The organism is Actinomadura sp. 7K534, assembly GCF_004348575.1.
GTDB classification, from domain to species: domain Bacteria; phylum Actinomycetota; class Actinomycetes; order Streptosporangiales; family Streptosporangiaceae; genus Spirillospora; species Spirillospora livida.
Map to the genome: position 1 here is coordinate 1 of NZ_SMKB01000193.1, position 13,815 is coordinate 13,815.

The following is a 13,815-nucleotide window of genomic DNA, read 5'->3' on the forward strand; positions in this document are numbered from 1 at the left end:
CCCCCCATGTAAACCCAACCCCTCCGCTAGGGGTCGCCTACGCAGTTCTCCTGCGAAGGGTTACTGCGCCTAGGAGGAGGGCGACGACCGTGAAGGCGGCTATTACTGCCACGTCCAGGGCCAGGGTGGCGGTGAAGTCCGTGCGGGTGCTGATCTCCTGCATGCCTTCGACCGCGTAGGAGAGCGGCAGGACGTCCGAGATCACCTGCAGCCAGGTGGCCATGTCGTCGCGCGGGATGATCAGTCCGCAGAGCAGGAGCTGCGGCAGGACGAAGGCGGGCATGAACTGCACGGCCTGGAACTCCGTCCGGGCGAACGCGCTGGCGAACAGGCCGAGGGACATGCCGAGCAGCGCGTCCAGGACGGCGACGAGGACCAGGGAGCCGAGCGAGCCGCTCAGGTCGAGGCCGAGCCAGGTCAGCGAGATCAGCAGGACGACGCCCACCTGGACCAGCGCGATCACCCCGAAGGCGAGGGCGTAGCCGAGCAGGAGGTCGAGCTTGCCGAGCGGCATCGTCATCAGCCGTTCCAGGGTGCCGCTCGTCCGCTCCCGGAGCGTGGCGACGCTGGTCACGACGAACATGACGGTGAACGGGAACAAGCCGAGCAGCATCGGCCCGATCCGGTCGAAGACCATCGGCTGGTCGAACACGTAGCGCAGCAGGATCATCAGCAGCGCCGGCACGCCGATCAGCAGCGCGAGGGTGCGGTGGTCGTGCCTGAGCTGCGCCAGGATGCGGCGCATCGTGGCGAGGGTGATCGCGATGCTCATGTCGGGCTCCCGGCCTTCTCGGCGATCAGGTGGAGGAACGCCTGCTCGAGATCGGACGTGCCGGTGCGGGAGCGCAGGCCGTCCGGTGTGCCGTCGGCGAGGATCCGGCCCTCGCGCATGAGGAGGAGCCGGTCGGTGCGGCCCGCCTCGTCCATGACGTGGCTGGACACGACGAGCGTGCGGCCCTGTTCGGCGAGTCCGCGGAACAGTTCCCACAACTCCTGGCGCAGCACCGGGTCGAGGCCCACGGTCGGCTCGTCCAGGACGAGGACCTCGGGCGTGCCCAGCAGCGCGACGGCGAGGTTGGCGCGGCTGAGCTGGCCGCCGGACAGCGTCGCGGCGACCTGGTCGCGGCTCGTGCCGAGCCCCACCTCGTCGATGACGCGGTCCACGTCGGTGCGGGGGGCGCCGAGGACGGCGCCGAAGTAGCGCAGGTTCTCGGCGACGGTCAGGTCGGCGTACACGGCGGGCGTCTGCGTCGCGTACCCGACGCGGCGCCGCAGGCCGGGCGACCCGGCGGGTTCGCCGAGGACGGTCACCGTGCCGTCCTTGACGATCTGCACGCCGACCAGCGCCCTCATCAGTGTGGTCTTTCCGCAGCCGCTCGGGCCGAGCAGTCCCACGACCGAGCCGCGCGGCACGTCGCAGGTGATTCCGTGCAGGACCTCGCGGCCCCCGCGGACGACCCGCAGGTCCCGCACGCTCACCGCCGGACTAGAACTCATCATGTGTTGAAATTATGCGGACGCGCCGGTCCCGGTCAAGGGCGTCGGGCAAGGGGAAAGGAGGCTTCCCGGATCAGGGCACGAGGTAGCGCTGGAGGGTCGGAGCGACCAGCTCGACCAGCTCGTCCTCGGAGGCGGAGGCCAGCGGCTCGATCCGCACCACATGGCGCAGGATCATGATGCCGATCATCTGGCCGACGGCCGCCTGGATGCCCAGCGGAGGCGCGTCGGTCGCCTCCTTGGCGCGTCCGAGCAGGGCGGCCGTGACGAACTCGCGCAGCAGTGCCGCCGCCCGCTCGTTGGTCATCGCCGAGCGCAGCATGGCCAGCAGCGGCGCGCGGCGCTCGTCGTCCCCCCAGATCTCCAGGAAGACGCGGACCATCGTCTCCCCGAGCCGCTCCCTCGGGGAGCCCAGGATGCGCGGGAGCACCACGGCGGGGTCGGCCGGGAAGCGCATCGCCTCGACGAACACGCCCTCCTTGTTGCCGAAGAAGTGGTGGACGAGGGCGGGGTCGACCCCGGCGGCGCGGGCGATGGCGCGCAGTGAGGCGCCGTCGTACCCCTTCTCGGCGAACAGGGCGCGCGCCTCGGCGAGGATCTTCTCGCGGGTCTCGGTGGGGCCGGGCCGGCGCCCGGGGCCCCGGGACACCCGCCGCTGCACGGCTTCCTCTTGTGGGCGCGCCGCGTCGGTCACCGCACACCCCGGCGGGTGATCTCTCCCGCCGAGGTCACCTCCCAGGTGTGGGGAGCGGCGGCAAGGTGCAGGCGGGCGAAGGCCAGTGCCTCGGCGAGGTCCTCCATCCGCTCCACGCGGCTGGACGCGCGGCGCGTGTTGACCTCCAGGACGATGTGCCCGCGGAAACCGCCCTCGGCGAGGTTCTCCAGCAACACGCCGCACGGCTGGTTCCCGCGGCCGGGGACGAGGTGCTCGTCCTTGTTGGTGATGCCCACGCCGTCGGCCAGGTGGATGTGCCGCAGGCGGTCACCCAGGCTCCCGGCCATGTCGAGGGGGTCCGAGCCGGATACGGCGGTGTGGGACAGGTCGAGGGTGACGTAGGGGAAGTCCTGGTCGACGGGGTTCCAGTCGGGCAGGTACATGCCCGCCTCGGCCCCGCGCGCCTTCAGCGGGAACATGTTCTCCACGGCGAACAGGACGTCCGTCTCGTCCTGCATGCGGGCGAGGCCCTCGACGAACTCCTTGGCGTAGTCGCGCTGCCACCGGAACGGCGGGTGGACGACCACGACCTCCGCGCCCAGTTCCTCCGCGACCTCCTTGGAGCGGACGAGCTTGCCCCACGGCTCGCGTCCCCAGACCCGCTGCGTGAGCAGCAGGCAGGGCGCGTGGATCGACTTGATGGGCATCTGGTGGTAGTCCGACAGCCGGCGCAGGACGTTCAGGTCCTGCGACGAGGCGTCCGTGGAGACCATCACCTCGATGCCGTCGTAGCCCAGCAGCGCGGCGATCTCGAACGCGCTCGGTACCTTCTCCGGGTACACCGACGCGGTCGAGAGCGTGATCGGCGCGTCCGGAACGCGGAGGGCCGGTGAATAGACGCCGTTGTGCTGCGGAGTCAAGGCTTCCTCGCCAGGAATGGTCGCTTCGTGATGTTCGCAGGGGCGATGTACGCAAGGCAAAGCCTATGCGGCCGCGGCGGTGATGAAACCCTCGCCCCGCGTGATACCGATTGCTCTCCGTGATCTTGACCGGCCGGCGGGTGGCGGTGGCTACCCTCTGGTCCCGTGGCCGAGATCGCCCGGGGCGCCGTGCCGAGCCCCAACATCTGGAACTCCCCCCGAATCTACGAGTTGGAGAACCGCGCCGTCGACCCGGACGGCGTCCTCGCCGAGGCGATGCGCGCCGTCCGGCCGTGGAAGGGGGCGGACGTCCTCGACGTCGGCTGCGGCACCGGCTACCACCTGCCGTTCTTCGCCGAGGACGCGAACCGGGTGATCGGCGTGGAGCCGCACGCGGGGCTGGCGTCCGCCGCCGCGCGCCGCGTCCGCGACCTGCCGGGCGTCACCGTCCGGGTGGGCGCGGCGCAGGCGCTGCCGCTCCCAGACGCCTCGGTCGACGTCGCCCACGCCCGCTGGGCGTACTTCTTCGGGCCGGGCTGCGAACCGGGCCTCGCCGAGCTCGCCCGGGTCGTCCGGCGCGGCGGAGCGATCTTCATCATCGACAACGACGCCACGCGCTCCACGTTCGGCCGCTGGTTCCGGCGCAGCCTGCCGAAATACGACCCGGAGGCCGTGGAGCGCTTCTGGACGCGGCACGGCTTCAACAGGGAGCCGCTGACGATCCGGTGGTCGTTCGAGCGCCGGGACGATCTGGCCGCCGTGCTGGGCATCGAGTTCCCGCCCGGCCTCGCCGAAGCCTGCCTGCTCGAACAGGACGGCCGGGACACTCCCCTTGAGGTGGACTATGCCGTTAATTTGTGGTGGCGTTGCCCCTGAAGTTACTGACTGGTCGGTCATTGCCGGAACGGAGGAACGGACCATGGGCCGTGCCGCCAGGACGAGCCGCGTCGCCCCCGCCGAGCCGCCGCGGAGCGGCCGCGCCGCGCTCCTGAAGGGCCTCGGCGGCCTGCTCGCCGTCACGGCGGTCGGCGCGGCCGGCGCCGGTGCCGGGCTCGCCGTGCAGCGCCGCGCCATGCGCCGCCTGCAACTGCGTCCCGACCCGCACGCGGGCGAGCCGTTCGGGTCGCTGCGCGGCCGCCCCGTCGCCGTCCGCGCCGACGACGGCACCCGCCTCTACGCCGAGATCGACGGCGCGGACCGCACCGACCTCGCCGTCGTGTTCTGCCACGGCTGGACCCTCACCCAGGACTCCTGGCACTTCCAGCGCAAGGCCCTGCGCGGCCTCGGCCGACTCGTCTTCTGGGACCACCGCGGCCACGGCCGCTCCGACGGCGGCGCCCGCGACGGCTACACCGTCTCCCGGCTGGCCGCCGACCTCGCCGCCGTGATCGACGCCACGGTCCCCGCGGAGACGCCGGTCGTCCTCGTCGGCCACTCCATGGGCGGCATCACGATCATGCGCTACGCCGACGAGAACCCCGAGCTGTTCGGGCGCAAGATCGTCGCCACCGGGCTGCTCTGCACGTCGTCCGCCGGCCTCGGCGAGGTCACCCTCGGCATGCCGGCCCTCCTCGCCCGCGTCGGCCACCGCGTCATGCCGCGCGCCATCGCCGCCCTCGGCGCAGGCTCCGGCGCCGTCGAGAAGGTCCGCCACCTGGGCCGCGGCTCCGCCATCCTCGTCGAGGACCAGATCGCCTTCGGCCCGGACGCGAGCCCGGCCGCGGTCGCGTTCGCCGAGCAGATGATGGCCGAGACCCGCATGGACGCCTTCGCCGGCTACCTGCACTCCATGATCACAACGAACGTGATCAGCGACTGCGCATCGCTCGCCGGCGCCGACAACCTCGTCATCGGCGCCGAGAACGACCTCCTCACCCCCGTCGAGCACAGCCTCCGGATCGCCGGCTGCGTCCCCGACTCCCGCCTGGAGATCGTCCCGACCGCGGGCCACATGGCCATGATGGAACGCCCCGGCATCGTCAACGACCACCTGGGCGACCTCATCGCCCGAGCCGCGTCTTCCGGCAGCCTCCCGGAGGCCGAGCCCCGCGGAGCCTAGCCCCGGATGTCGCAGGGGGGCTCTACGCTTCCGCGCATGGCTAAGGCTAAGACCGCGAAGGCGAGCTACCGGTGCACCGAGTGCGGGTGGCAGACGTCCAAATGGGTCGGGCGCTGCGGCGAGTGCCAGACGTGGGGGACGGTCGCCGAGGCGGCGTCCGCCACTCCGGCGCGGGTCGTGCCGGCCGGGCCGGTCAGCACGCCGGCGCGCCCGATCGGCCAGGTGGACGTGCGGTCGGCGCAGTCGAAGCCCACCGGCCTGGACGAACTCGACCGGGTGCTCGGCGGCGGCATCGTCCCCGGCGCCGTCCTGCTGCTGGCCGGCGAGCCGGGCATCGGCAAGTCGACGCTGCTGCTGGAGGTCGCCGCGCTGGCCTCGACGCAGTCGCAGGGCTCCGCCGGTGAGACGAAGCACGTCCTGTACGTGACGGGTGAGGAGTCGGCGGAGCAGGTGCGGCTGCGCGCCGACCGCGTGGGGGCGATCACCGACGGGCTGTACCTGGCGGCGGAGTCGGAACTGTCCGCCATCCTCGGGCACATCGACGCCGTTGAGCCGGAGCTGCTCGTCGTCGACTCCATCCAGACGATCGGCACGTCCGAGGTGGACGGCGCGCCCGGCGGCGTCACCCAGGTCCGGGAGGTCGCCGCCAACCTCATCCGCGTCGCCAAGGAGCGCGGCATCACCGTCGTCCTCGTCGGCCACGTCACCAAGGAGGGCGCCATCGCCGGGCCGCGCCTCCTGGAGCACCTCGTCGACGTCGTCCTCTACTTCGAGGGCGACCGGCACTCGCGGCTGCGCATGATCCGCGCCGTGAAGAACCGCTACGGGCCGACCGACGAGCTGGGCTGCTTCGACCTGTCCGAGGTCGGCATCGTCGGGCTGCCCGACCCGAGCGGGCTGTTCCTGACCCGCCGCGACGAGGCCGTCCCCGGCACCTGCGTGACCGTCACGCTGGAGGGGCGCCGCCCCCTCGTCGCCGAGGTGCAGTCGCTCGTCGCCAAATCGCACCTGCCGGCGCCGCGGCGCGCCACGTCCGGGCTGGAGACCTCGCGGGTCGCGATGGTCCTCGCCGTCCTCGCCCAGCGGTGCAAGATCTCCATGCACGAGCAGGACGTCTACGTCTCGACCGTCGGCGGCGTGCGGCTCACCGAGACGTCCGTCGACCTCGCGCTCGCGCTGGCCGTCGCGGGCGCGTCCGTCGAGCAGGCCCTGTCCACCAGCCTGATCGCGCTCGGGGAGGTGGGCCTCGCCGGGGAGGTCCGCGTCGTGCCCGGGGTGCAGCGGCGGCTCGCCGAGGCGGCGCGGCTCGGCTTCAAGCACGCCGTGGTCCCGCGCGGCTCCCTCGAACTCGCCGACGGATCGCCGCTGAAGCGCGCCGACCCGCAGCTCACCAGCTACGAGGGCATGAAGGTGATGGAGGTCGACAGCCTCAAGCAGGCGCTGCAGGTGTCCTTTACGGCGCCCTAACCTGGGTCACGCCAGAGTATTACGCCAAGCGACGCATGCTTGCGACCTGGGGAGGAACCGGTGCGCGAACCTCCTCGGTAAACTGACGCCGTCCAGCGACCTCCGGGGGTCAGGTGCCATCACACGACAAGGGTCATGACGAACGACGCCGCGCCACGTTGGCCGCGGTGGCCCCGGGCACCCAGATCCGCGACGGACTGGAGCGGATCCTGCGGGGCCACACCGGCGGCCTGATCGTGCTCGGCTACGACAAGACGGTCGAGGAACTGTGCTCGGGCGGCTTCGAGCTCGACGTCGAGTTCTCCGCCACCCGGCTGCGCGAGCTCGCCAAGATGGACGGCGCGATCGTCCTCGACGGCAGCCACAGCCGCATCGTCCGCGCCGCGGTCCACCTCGTGCCGGACTCGACCATCCCCACCGAGGAGTCGGGTACCCGCCACCGCACCGCGGAGCGCGTCGCCCGCCAGACCGTCCACCCGGTCATCTCGGTCAGCCAGTCGATGCACATCATCGCGCTGTACCTGGACGGCATCCGCTACGTCCTCGAAGACTCCGCGGCGATCCTCTCCAAGGCCAACCAGGCCCTCGCCACGCTCGAGCGCTACAAGCTGCGCCTGGACGAGGTGTCCGGCACGCTCTCGGCGCTGGAGATCGAGGATCTCGTCACCGTCCGGGACGTCAGCGCCGTGGTGCAGCGCCTGGAGATGGTCCGCCGCATCGCGGACGAGATCGAGGGCTACGTCGTCGAGCTCGGCACGGACGGCCGGCTGCTGTCCCTCCAGCTCGACGAGCTCGTCTCCGGCGTCGACGTCGACCGCGAGCTGATCGTCCGCGACTACCCGTCCGACGACACCCGCACCCGCGGCGTCGCCGCGATCCTCTCGGACCTGGACACGCTGTCGGCCAACGAGCTGCTCGACCTGTCCACCGTCGCCGAGGTGATGGGCTTCGCCGGCCCGGACGCCCTCGACCTGCCCGTCAGCCCCAAGGGCTTCCGGCTCCTCGCCAAGGTCCCGCGCCTGCCGAGCATGGTCGTCGAGCGGCTCGTCGAGCATTTCGGCGGCCTGCAGAAACTGCTGGCGGCGAGCATAGACGATCTCCAGGCCGTCGGCGGAGTCGGCGAATCCCGCGCCCGCAGCGTCCGCGAGGGCCTCTCGCGCCTCGCCGAATCCTCAATTCTGGAACGCTATGTGTAGCTTCGCATCGCCCTCGGCGGTCAGGCGCTAGAACGCCTTCACTGCGCGCGATCGCTGCATCGCTCCGGTGGACGCGATCAGGGGCTTGAAAATGGATAGGCGCAGGTCAGCGCAGGTGGAAGACCTGCTTCTTCGCCTTCTTTCCTTTGAGGTCTGCCACGTAGGTGCCGGGGCGGGCCGGGTCTCCGCCGTCGCAGCCGCGTTCGCGGTTCCAGGTGACGGTTTCCACGTGCGGGATGCCGCGTCTGAGGGTCTTCTTCGATGAATCGCCCCGGCGGCATTCGGTGGATGACCAGATGTCGTCCGAGCCGGAGGTAATGCGGACGTTCAGCGAACCCGTGTCGAATGTGCACGAGCCTTTCCCCGTGTTGACCACCGTGACACGGAACTGTGGTCGCTCGGAGCCCGCGAAGGTGTCCTGGGGGGCCGACATGGTGTAAACGAGGTCCCCGTCGGTGCACGGGCCACCGTCCTTCACCGGTTTCGGCTCGGGGCTGGCGGTCACGGTCACGGTGACCGTCGGCATGGCGGTCGGCGGCGGCGGAGGGCTCGTGCTCTCAACCGCGTTCGCGTCATGGACCGGCGGCTCGTTTCCGTCGCCGGTGCAGGCCCAGGCCAGCAGCCCGACGCTTCCGACGACTCCGGCCAAGGCGAGCGCACGACGCCGCCAGTATTGATCAACACTACGCCCTGTGCCAGCCCCCATACGTTAAGTATGCAATCGCCGATCCGGAACGAGGGGACGACCCGCCGCGTGCCACAATGGCGACGCGCCATGAAACCGAACTCCGCCTACACCGCCCCGATCCTCGACTGGTACGAGGCGAACGCCCGGGATCTCCCCTGGCGGGCACCGGACGCGACCCCGTGGGGCGTCCTGGTCAGCGAGATCATGCTGCAGCAGACTCCGGTGTCCCGCGTCCTGCCCGTCTGGCACACCTGGATGACGCGCTGGCCCACGCCGGCCGCGCTCGCGGGCGAACCATCGGGCGAGGCCGTCCGCGCCTGGGGACGGCTCGGCTACCCCCGCCGCGCGCTGCGCCTGCACGAGAGCGCCCGCGCCATCACCGAGCGGCACGGCGGCGAGGTCCCCTCCTCGCACGCCGAACTCCTCGCGCTTCCCGGGATCGGCTCCTACACCGCCGCGGCCGTCGCCAGCTTCGCTTTCGGGCAGCGGCACGCCGTCCTCGACACCAACGTCCGGCGCGTCCTGGCCCGGCTCGTCTCGGGCGAGGAGTACCCGCCGAAATCGCAGACGAAGGCCGAGGTGAGGCTCGCGGAAGGCCTCCTCCCCCTCGATCCCCTGACCGCCGCCCGCTGGGCCGTCGCGGTCATGGAACTGGGCGCGCTGGTCTGCACCGCCCGCACGCCCCGCTGCGTCGACTGCCCGGTGTTCGACCACTGCGCCTGGCGGCTGGCGGGCCGTCCCGCCTACGACGGGCCGCCGCGCCGCGGCCAGACGTACGCGGGCACCGACCGGCAGTGCCGGGGACGCATCCTCGCCGTCCTCCGCGAAGCCGAAGGGCCGGTCGGGAAACCGGCCCTCGACGTCGTCTGGTCGGACGCCGTCCAACGCGAGCGCGCACTCGACGCCCTCATCGCGGACGGACTGGTCGACCCCCTCGAAGACGGCCGCTACGCCCTCCCCGGCTGACCGCGCCGGTCATTCGGCACGGAGGTTCGCCGGAGCGGCGGCCCGGGTGAGGAGCCGGTTCGACAGGGCCGTCACCGCCGCCGCGGCCGCGACCGCCAGCGCGACCATGAACAGGGCGTGCCCGGCGGTCCAGGCGACCATCGGCAGGTCCGGGGTCAGGAAGAGGCCGGGTGCCATGCCGAGCAGCGCGGTCAGCGCGCCGATAGCGCAGACCGGGGTCGCCGCGATGAGCGTCTGGCGCAGCGTCGACCGGCGCAGCGACGCCACCGGGGCTCCGGCCGCGGCCAGCGCCGCCATCGACCGGCCGCCCTCCAGCAGGGCCTCCGCCCGGTGCACCACCAGCGCCGTGACCGCCACGAGCAGGGCGAACAGCAGCGCCCCGTAGGTCAGGCCCAGGCTGACGAGCCAGAACCGGTCCTCCGGATCGTCGAAGAGCCCTCCGGTCTGCACCACGTCCCACGTGACGACACCGGTGGCCGTGCCGAAGAAGACGACCAGGGCGACGACCGCCATGGTCCGGCCTCCCGCGCGAGGGTCGGCCTCCAGTGTGCGCGCCGCCAGGAGCGTCTCGGGGGTGCGGGCCCAGCGGCCGGCCAGGCGGGCCGATTCGAGGATCACGCGGGCGGCGCCCGCCGCGATGCCGGCGACCGCGAGGACGGCGCCGAGCGCGATCAGCCACAGGTTCCACGCAGCGTCGATGAAGGCGCCCGCGACGACGATCGGCAGGCCAAGGGCGAGCGGGAGGATCGTGTACGGGGACGGCGCAGGACGGGACGCACGCCGCGCGACGCTCAGCGGCGAGACGACGACGTGGCGGGACACCCGCAGGCTGACCAGCGCCGCGGCGGCCACCACCAGGGCCATGACGGCCGGGACCGGCCACGGCGGGATCGCATACCGAGCGGTATCGCCCACCCCGAGGGCGGCCATCGCCGCCTGCTGCCCGGCAACGTAGCCGACGGTCCCGATCAGCGCGCCGACCGTGCCGACGCGGAGGGCCTCGGCCACGCCGAGCAGCCGGACGTCGCGCGGTGTCGCACCGGCCAGCCGCAGCGCCGCCAGCCGCCGCTCCTGCGCGGCCTGCGCGACCCGGCCGACCTGGTGCAGCAGCGCCAGCACGGGGACGACGAGCAGCGCCAGCGCCAGCGCGGTGCCCGGCCGCAGCCCCTCCTCGGCCACGAGCCCCGCCCACTCGGTCTGGGTCGTCCCCCGTATCAGCAGCAGATTCGCCGCGCCGAGCAGGAAGAACGTGGCCAGCGCGGCACCGGACACCAGCAGGCGCCGGCGCCTCCGCTCGCCGCGGGAGGTGCCTCGGGCGAGCATTGCGGCGACGGCGAACAGGTCGCGCGTCCGGCCGCCGGTCATCGGGTCACCACCGGGCTCGCCGCCACGGCGCCGTCGCGGACCACGATCTCGCGGTCGGCGTAGGCGGCGATCCGGTTGTCGTGGGTGACCAGGACGACGGTGGTGCCGTGGTCCCTGGCCGTACCGAGCAGCAGGCCGAGGACCTCCTCCCCGGCGACGCTGTCGAGCGCGCCGGTCGGCTCGTCCGCGAAGACGACCTTGGGGCCGTGGGCCAGCGCCCGCGCCATCGCGACCCGCTGCGCCTGGCCGCCGGACAGGTCGCCGGGACGCAGCGGCGCGCAGTCGTCCACGCCGAGCCGGCCCAGCCAGTCCAGCGCGGCCGCGGCCGCCTCCGCGCGCCCGAGCCCGCCGAACATCAGCGAGACGGCCACGTTCTCCACGGCGGTCAGCTCCGGCACCAGTCCGCCGAACTGGAAGACGATGCCGAACGCCTCCCGCCGCAGGCGGGTGCGGGAATCCTCGTCCAGCTCGTCGATGCGCGTCTCGCCGTAGCGGATCTCGCCGTCATCGGGGACGAGAATGCCGGCGAGGCAGTGCAGAAGCGTGCTCTTGCCCGACCCGCTCGGACCGGAGATCGCCACGACCTCCCCGGCGCCGATCGTGAGCGACGCGCCGCGCAGCGCCCGTGTCCGGCCGAACGACATGCTCACATCACGCGCTCGCAGCAGTGGTGTCATCGGTTCATCTCCTCGGTCAGGTCGGACAGGCGGCGCACGGCCAGTTCCATCCACCGCAGATCGGCGTCCAGGTGCAGCAGTGCGAAATCCGCGGCCAGCACCGCGGCGGCGGACGCGTCGGGGGCGGTCTTGGCGCGGGTCAGCTCCCGCATCCGCTCCAGGTGAGCCGCGCGCTGCCGATCCAGCGCGGCACGCGCGTCGCCGCCGGCCACCAGCGCCATGATCACGCGGGCGAACAGGGCGCCCCCGACATAGGGCAGCGGCGGTTCGGTCTCGGCGAGCCACGCCCGCAGCTTCCCGGTGCCCTTCGGGGTCAGCTCGTAGACCGTGCGCTCGGGCCCGCCTTCCTGCACGACCCCGGCGACGGCCACGAACCCGTCCCGCTCAAGCCGCTGCAGCGTCGAGTAGACCTGCCCGTACGGCAGCGGCTTGGCCCCGGGCAGCCGCTCGTCATGCTCGCGCTTCAACTCGTAACCATGCTTGGCCCCCTCGGCAAGCAAGGCGAGCAACACCAGCGGAGTAGCCATGCGGAGCACTATACACTCAATACATACACTGAGTGAATAGCTTGCCCGTAGCGCGGCGCCGACCACGGGCGACGGCTGGTGTGGGCGTGCTCAGTGCGGAGCTGCGGGCCCCGGGCCCGGCGGTCGGGGTGCGCCGTCCAGGTAGGCGAGGACTGCCCGGACGCGGCGGTGGCCGGAGTCGTCCGGTGCCAGGCCGAGCTTGGCGAAGATGTTGCCGATGTGCTTGTGGACGGCATTGCCGGAGATGCGCATCCGCTCGGCGATGGCGGCGTTGTCGTGCCCCTGCGCCATGAGGGCGAGCGACTCCGTCTCGCGGGGCGTGAGGGCCTCCAGCGGGGAGCCGGCACGGTGCGTGAGGAGCTGGGCGACGACCTCGGGATCCATGGCGGTGCCGCCGGACGCGACACGGCGCAGGGCGTCGACGAACTCGGTCACCCGGCCGATGCGGTCCTTGAGGAGGTAGCCGATGCCGCCGCGGCCGTCGGAGAGGAGCTCGCCGGCGTACTCGCGCTCGACGTACTGCGACAGCACCAGGATCGGCAGCGCTCCGTGCTCGCGGCGGGCCCGCAGCGCGGCGTGGATGCCCTCGTCGCGGAAGGACGGCGGCAACCGCACGTCCACGATGGCGATGTCGGGGCTGTGCTCGGCGACGGCGTCGAGGAACGCCTCACCGTCACCGACGACCGCCACGACCTGGCAGCCCTTCTTCTCCAGCAGCAGCTCCAGGCCGCTGGACAGCAGGACGTTGTCCTCGGCGATCACGACCCGCACCGAACCTCCCGAATGATCACTGTGCGCACGGCATCCGGACGGCGAGCGTGGTGGGGCCGCCCGGCGGGCTGTCGAGGCGGACGGTGCCGTCCAGGGCGGCGACCCGCCGGCGTATCCCGGTGATCCCGGTGCCGCGCCCCTCGTCCGCGCCGCCCCTGCCGTCGTCCGCGACCTCGACGGACAGCACGTCGCCTGCCCGCTCGACCCGGAGGGACGCCCGCGTCGCGCCGGCGTGCTTGGTCACGTTCGTCAACGCCTCGGCGACCACGTAGTAGGCCACCGCCTCCGCAGCCGCCGGAAGCGCCCCCACGCCGGCGAGCTCGATGTGGACCGGCACGCTCGACTTGGCGGCCAGCGCCGTCAGCGCCCCGCCGAGACCGCGGTCGGCGAGGATCGGCGGATAGATCGTCTGGAGCACCGTCCGGAGCTCGGCCATCGCCTCCTCCGCCGTCTCATGCGCCTGCTCGATCAGCGTCGCCACCGTCTCCGGGTCGTCGGCCAGCGACTCCCGGGCGATGCCCAGCTGCATGGCGATGGACACGAGTCGCGCCTGCGTCCCGTCATGCAGATCACGTTCGATCCGCTGGAGCTCGGCACCATGGGCGTCGACAACGCCCACCCGGCTCTTGGTCAGGACGTCGACCCGCTCGGTGAGCCGCCGCTCGCTGTCCGACTGCGCGAGCACCGCCAGGCACATGCGCGCGTGGACTCGCGCCAGCACCGGAAGCACCCACCAGGCCACCGCCCCTAGGACGGCGATCTGCACGACTCCCCCGACCAGAGCAGTCGCCCAATCGTCCACTCGGACATCGAAGACCGAGAACAACGTAGGACGCGCCTCAACTGGAAACGCCCACCACAACGACAAGGCCACTGCGGCGACCAGAATGTTGCCCAGGCAGATCAGGGCGGCCAGCCCGAGCGGAAACCCGACGGCAACGTGCGCGAACGCCCAGGCAAACTCCTTCCACCCGCGCACCCGCCCGCCGACCGGAACACCGAGCAGCCTCCCGGCCCGCCGCAGATG

15 protein-coding genes are annotated in these 13,815 nt (G+C 72.2%); 5 read left to right on the forward strand and 10 right to left on the reverse strand.

From position 1 onward, the window contains the following. Window positions 1-37: 37 nt before the first annotated feature. The 4 genes from E1266_RS28195 to E1266_RS28210 form a co-directional block, all read right to left on the reverse strand. Entirely contained in the window at window positions 38-772 is a 735-nt protein-coding gene (locus E1266_RS28195; protein WP_132052118.1) for an ABC transporter permease, read from the reverse strand. Further along, complete coding sequence (locus E1266_RS28200) at window positions 769-1,479, reverse strand: ABC transporter ATP-binding protein (protein ID WP_243718973.1); 711 nt, start codon at window positions 1,477-1,479, stop codon at window positions 769-771. Before E1266_RS28200 ends, E1266_RS28195 begins: the two co-directional genes overlap by 4 nt. 91 nt (window positions 1,480-1,570) lie before the next feature. Continuing rightward, the gene (locus tag E1266_RS28205) at window positions 1,571-2,158 is read right to left on the reverse strand and encodes a TetR family transcriptional regulator (RefSeq protein ID WP_243718975.1); all 588 of its coding nucleotides are present in this window, start codon (window positions 2,156-2,158) and stop codon (window positions 1,571-1,573) included. 29 nt (window positions 2,159-2,187) lie between these two features. Then, window positions 2,188-3,072, reverse strand: coding sequence for a sugar phosphate isomerase/epimerase (locus E1266_RS28210; protein WP_132052122.1), 885 nt, complete (start codon window positions 3,070-3,072; stop codon window positions 2,188-2,190). Between the two features lie 165 nt (window positions 3,073-3,237). Between E1266_RS28210 and E1266_RS28215 the strand changes: the two genes are divergently transcribed. From E1266_RS28215 to disA, 4 genes are all read left to right on the forward strand, one after another. Next, window positions 3,238-3,948 carry a class I SAM-dependent methyltransferase gene (locus tag E1266_RS28215; protein WP_132052124.1) on the forward strand — a complete coding sequence of 237 codons (711 nt, stop codon included), beginning with the start codon at window positions 3,238-3,240 and terminating at the stop codon, window positions 3,946-3,948. 43 nt (window positions 3,949-3,991) lie between these two features. Further along, entirely contained in the window at window positions 3,992-5,131 is a 1,140-nt protein-coding gene (locus E1266_RS28220) for an alpha/beta hydrolase (RefSeq protein WP_132052126.1), read from the forward strand. Window positions 5,132-5,167: 36 nt separating this feature from the next. Then, window positions 5,168-6,598 (forward strand): DNA repair protein RadA, encoded by a 1,431-nt coding sequence (gene radA, locus E1266_RS28225; protein WP_132052128.1) that lies wholly within the window; start codon window positions 5,168-5,170, stop codon window positions 6,596-6,598. Between the two features lie 113 nt (window positions 6,599-6,711). Further along, the gene (gene disA / locus E1266_RS28230; RefSeq protein ID WP_132052130.1) at window positions 6,712-7,794 is read left to right on the forward strand and encodes a DNA integrity scanning diadenylate cyclase DisA; all 1,083 of its coding nucleotides are present in this window, start codon (window positions 6,712-6,714) and stop codon (window positions 7,792-7,794) included. A gap of 106 nt (window positions 7,795-7,900) precedes the next feature. Here the strand turns inward: disA and E1266_RS28235 are convergent, their stop codons facing one another. Next, the gene (locus E1266_RS28235) at window positions 7,901-8,500 is read right to left on the reverse strand and encodes a hypothetical protein (RefSeq protein ID WP_132052132.1); all 600 of its coding nucleotides are present in this window, start codon (window positions 8,498-8,500) and stop codon (window positions 7,901-7,903) included. A gap of 69 nt (window positions 8,501-8,569) precedes the next feature. On the opposite strand from E1266_RS28235, the gene E1266_RS28240 reads away from it, so the two are divergent. After that, window positions 8,570-9,448, forward strand: coding sequence for an A/G-specific adenine glycosylase (locus E1266_RS28240; RefSeq protein ID WP_132052134.1), 879 nt, complete (start codon window positions 8,570-8,572; stop codon window positions 9,446-9,448). Window positions 9,449-9,457: 9 nt separating this feature from the next. On the opposite strand, the gene E1266_RS28245 is transcribed toward E1266_RS28240, so the two are convergent. From E1266_RS28245 to E1266_RS28265, 5 genes are all read right to left on the reverse strand, one after another. Next, window positions 9,458-10,813 (reverse strand): FtsX-like permease family protein, encoded by a 1,356-nt coding sequence (locus tag E1266_RS28245; protein ID WP_132052136.1) that lies wholly within the window; start codon window positions 10,811-10,813, stop codon window positions 9,458-9,460. Beyond that, window positions 10,810-11,490, reverse strand: coding sequence for an ABC transporter ATP-binding protein (locus E1266_RS28250; protein WP_132052138.1), 681 nt, complete (start codon window positions 11,488-11,490; stop codon window positions 10,810-10,812). The genes E1266_RS28245 and E1266_RS28250 overlap by 4 nt, the downstream gene beginning before the upstream one ends. Continuing rightward, window positions 11,487-12,017, reverse strand: a complete 531-nt coding sequence (locus E1266_RS28255) for a PadR family transcriptional regulator (protein ID WP_132052140.1) — start codon at window positions 12,015-12,017, stop codon at window positions 11,487-11,489. The genes E1266_RS28250 and E1266_RS28255 overlap by 4 nt, the downstream gene beginning before the upstream one ends. A 90-nt stretch (window positions 12,018-12,107) precedes the next feature. Beyond that, complete coding sequence (locus tag E1266_RS28260) at window positions 12,108-12,788, reverse strand: response regulator transcription factor (RefSeq protein ID WP_132052142.1); 681 nt, start codon at window positions 12,786-12,788, stop codon at window positions 12,108-12,110. Between the two features lie 16 nt (window positions 12,789-12,804). Next, window positions 12,805-13,590 (reverse strand): histidine kinase, encoded by a 786-nt coding sequence (locus tag E1266_RS28265; protein WP_243718979.1) that lies wholly within the window; start codon window positions 13,588-13,590, stop codon window positions 12,805-12,807. Between the last annotated feature and the right edge of the window lie 225 nt (window positions 13,591-13,815).

Excerpts from the sequence above, each read along its gene's own strand:
- E1266_RS28195 (WP_132052118.1), bottom strand. The coding sequence starts at position 772 with ATGAGCATCGCGATCACCCTCGCCACGATGCGCCGCATCCTGGCGCAG.
- E1266_RS28220 (WP_132052126.1), top strand. The coding sequence starts at position 3,992 with ATGGGCCGTGCCGCCAGGACGAGCCGCGTCGCCCCCGCCGAGCCGCCG.
- radA (WP_132052128.1), top strand. The coding sequence starts at position 5,168 with ATGGCTAAGGCTAAGACCGCGAAGGCGAGCTACCGGTGCACCGAGTGC.
- E1266_RS28235 (WP_132052132.1), bottom strand. The coding sequence starts at position 8,500 with ATGGGGGCTGGCACAGGGCGTAGTGTTGATCAATACTGGCGGCGTCGT.
- E1266_RS28240 (WP_132052134.1), top strand. The coding sequence starts at position 8,570 with ATGAAACCGAACTCCGCCTACACCGCCCCGATCCTCGACTGGTACGAG.
- E1266_RS28245 (WP_132052136.1), bottom strand. The coding sequence starts at position 10,813 with ATGACCGGCGGCCGGACGCGCGACCTGTTCGCCGTCGCCGCAATGCTC.
- E1266_RS28250 (WP_132052138.1), bottom strand. The coding sequence starts at position 11,490 with ATGACACCACTGCTGCGAGCGCGTGATGTGAGCATGTCGTTCGGCCGG.
- E1266_RS28255 (WP_132052140.1), bottom strand. The coding sequence starts at position 12,017 with ATGGCTACTCCGCTGGTGTTGCTCGCCTTGCTTGCCGAGGGGGCCAAG.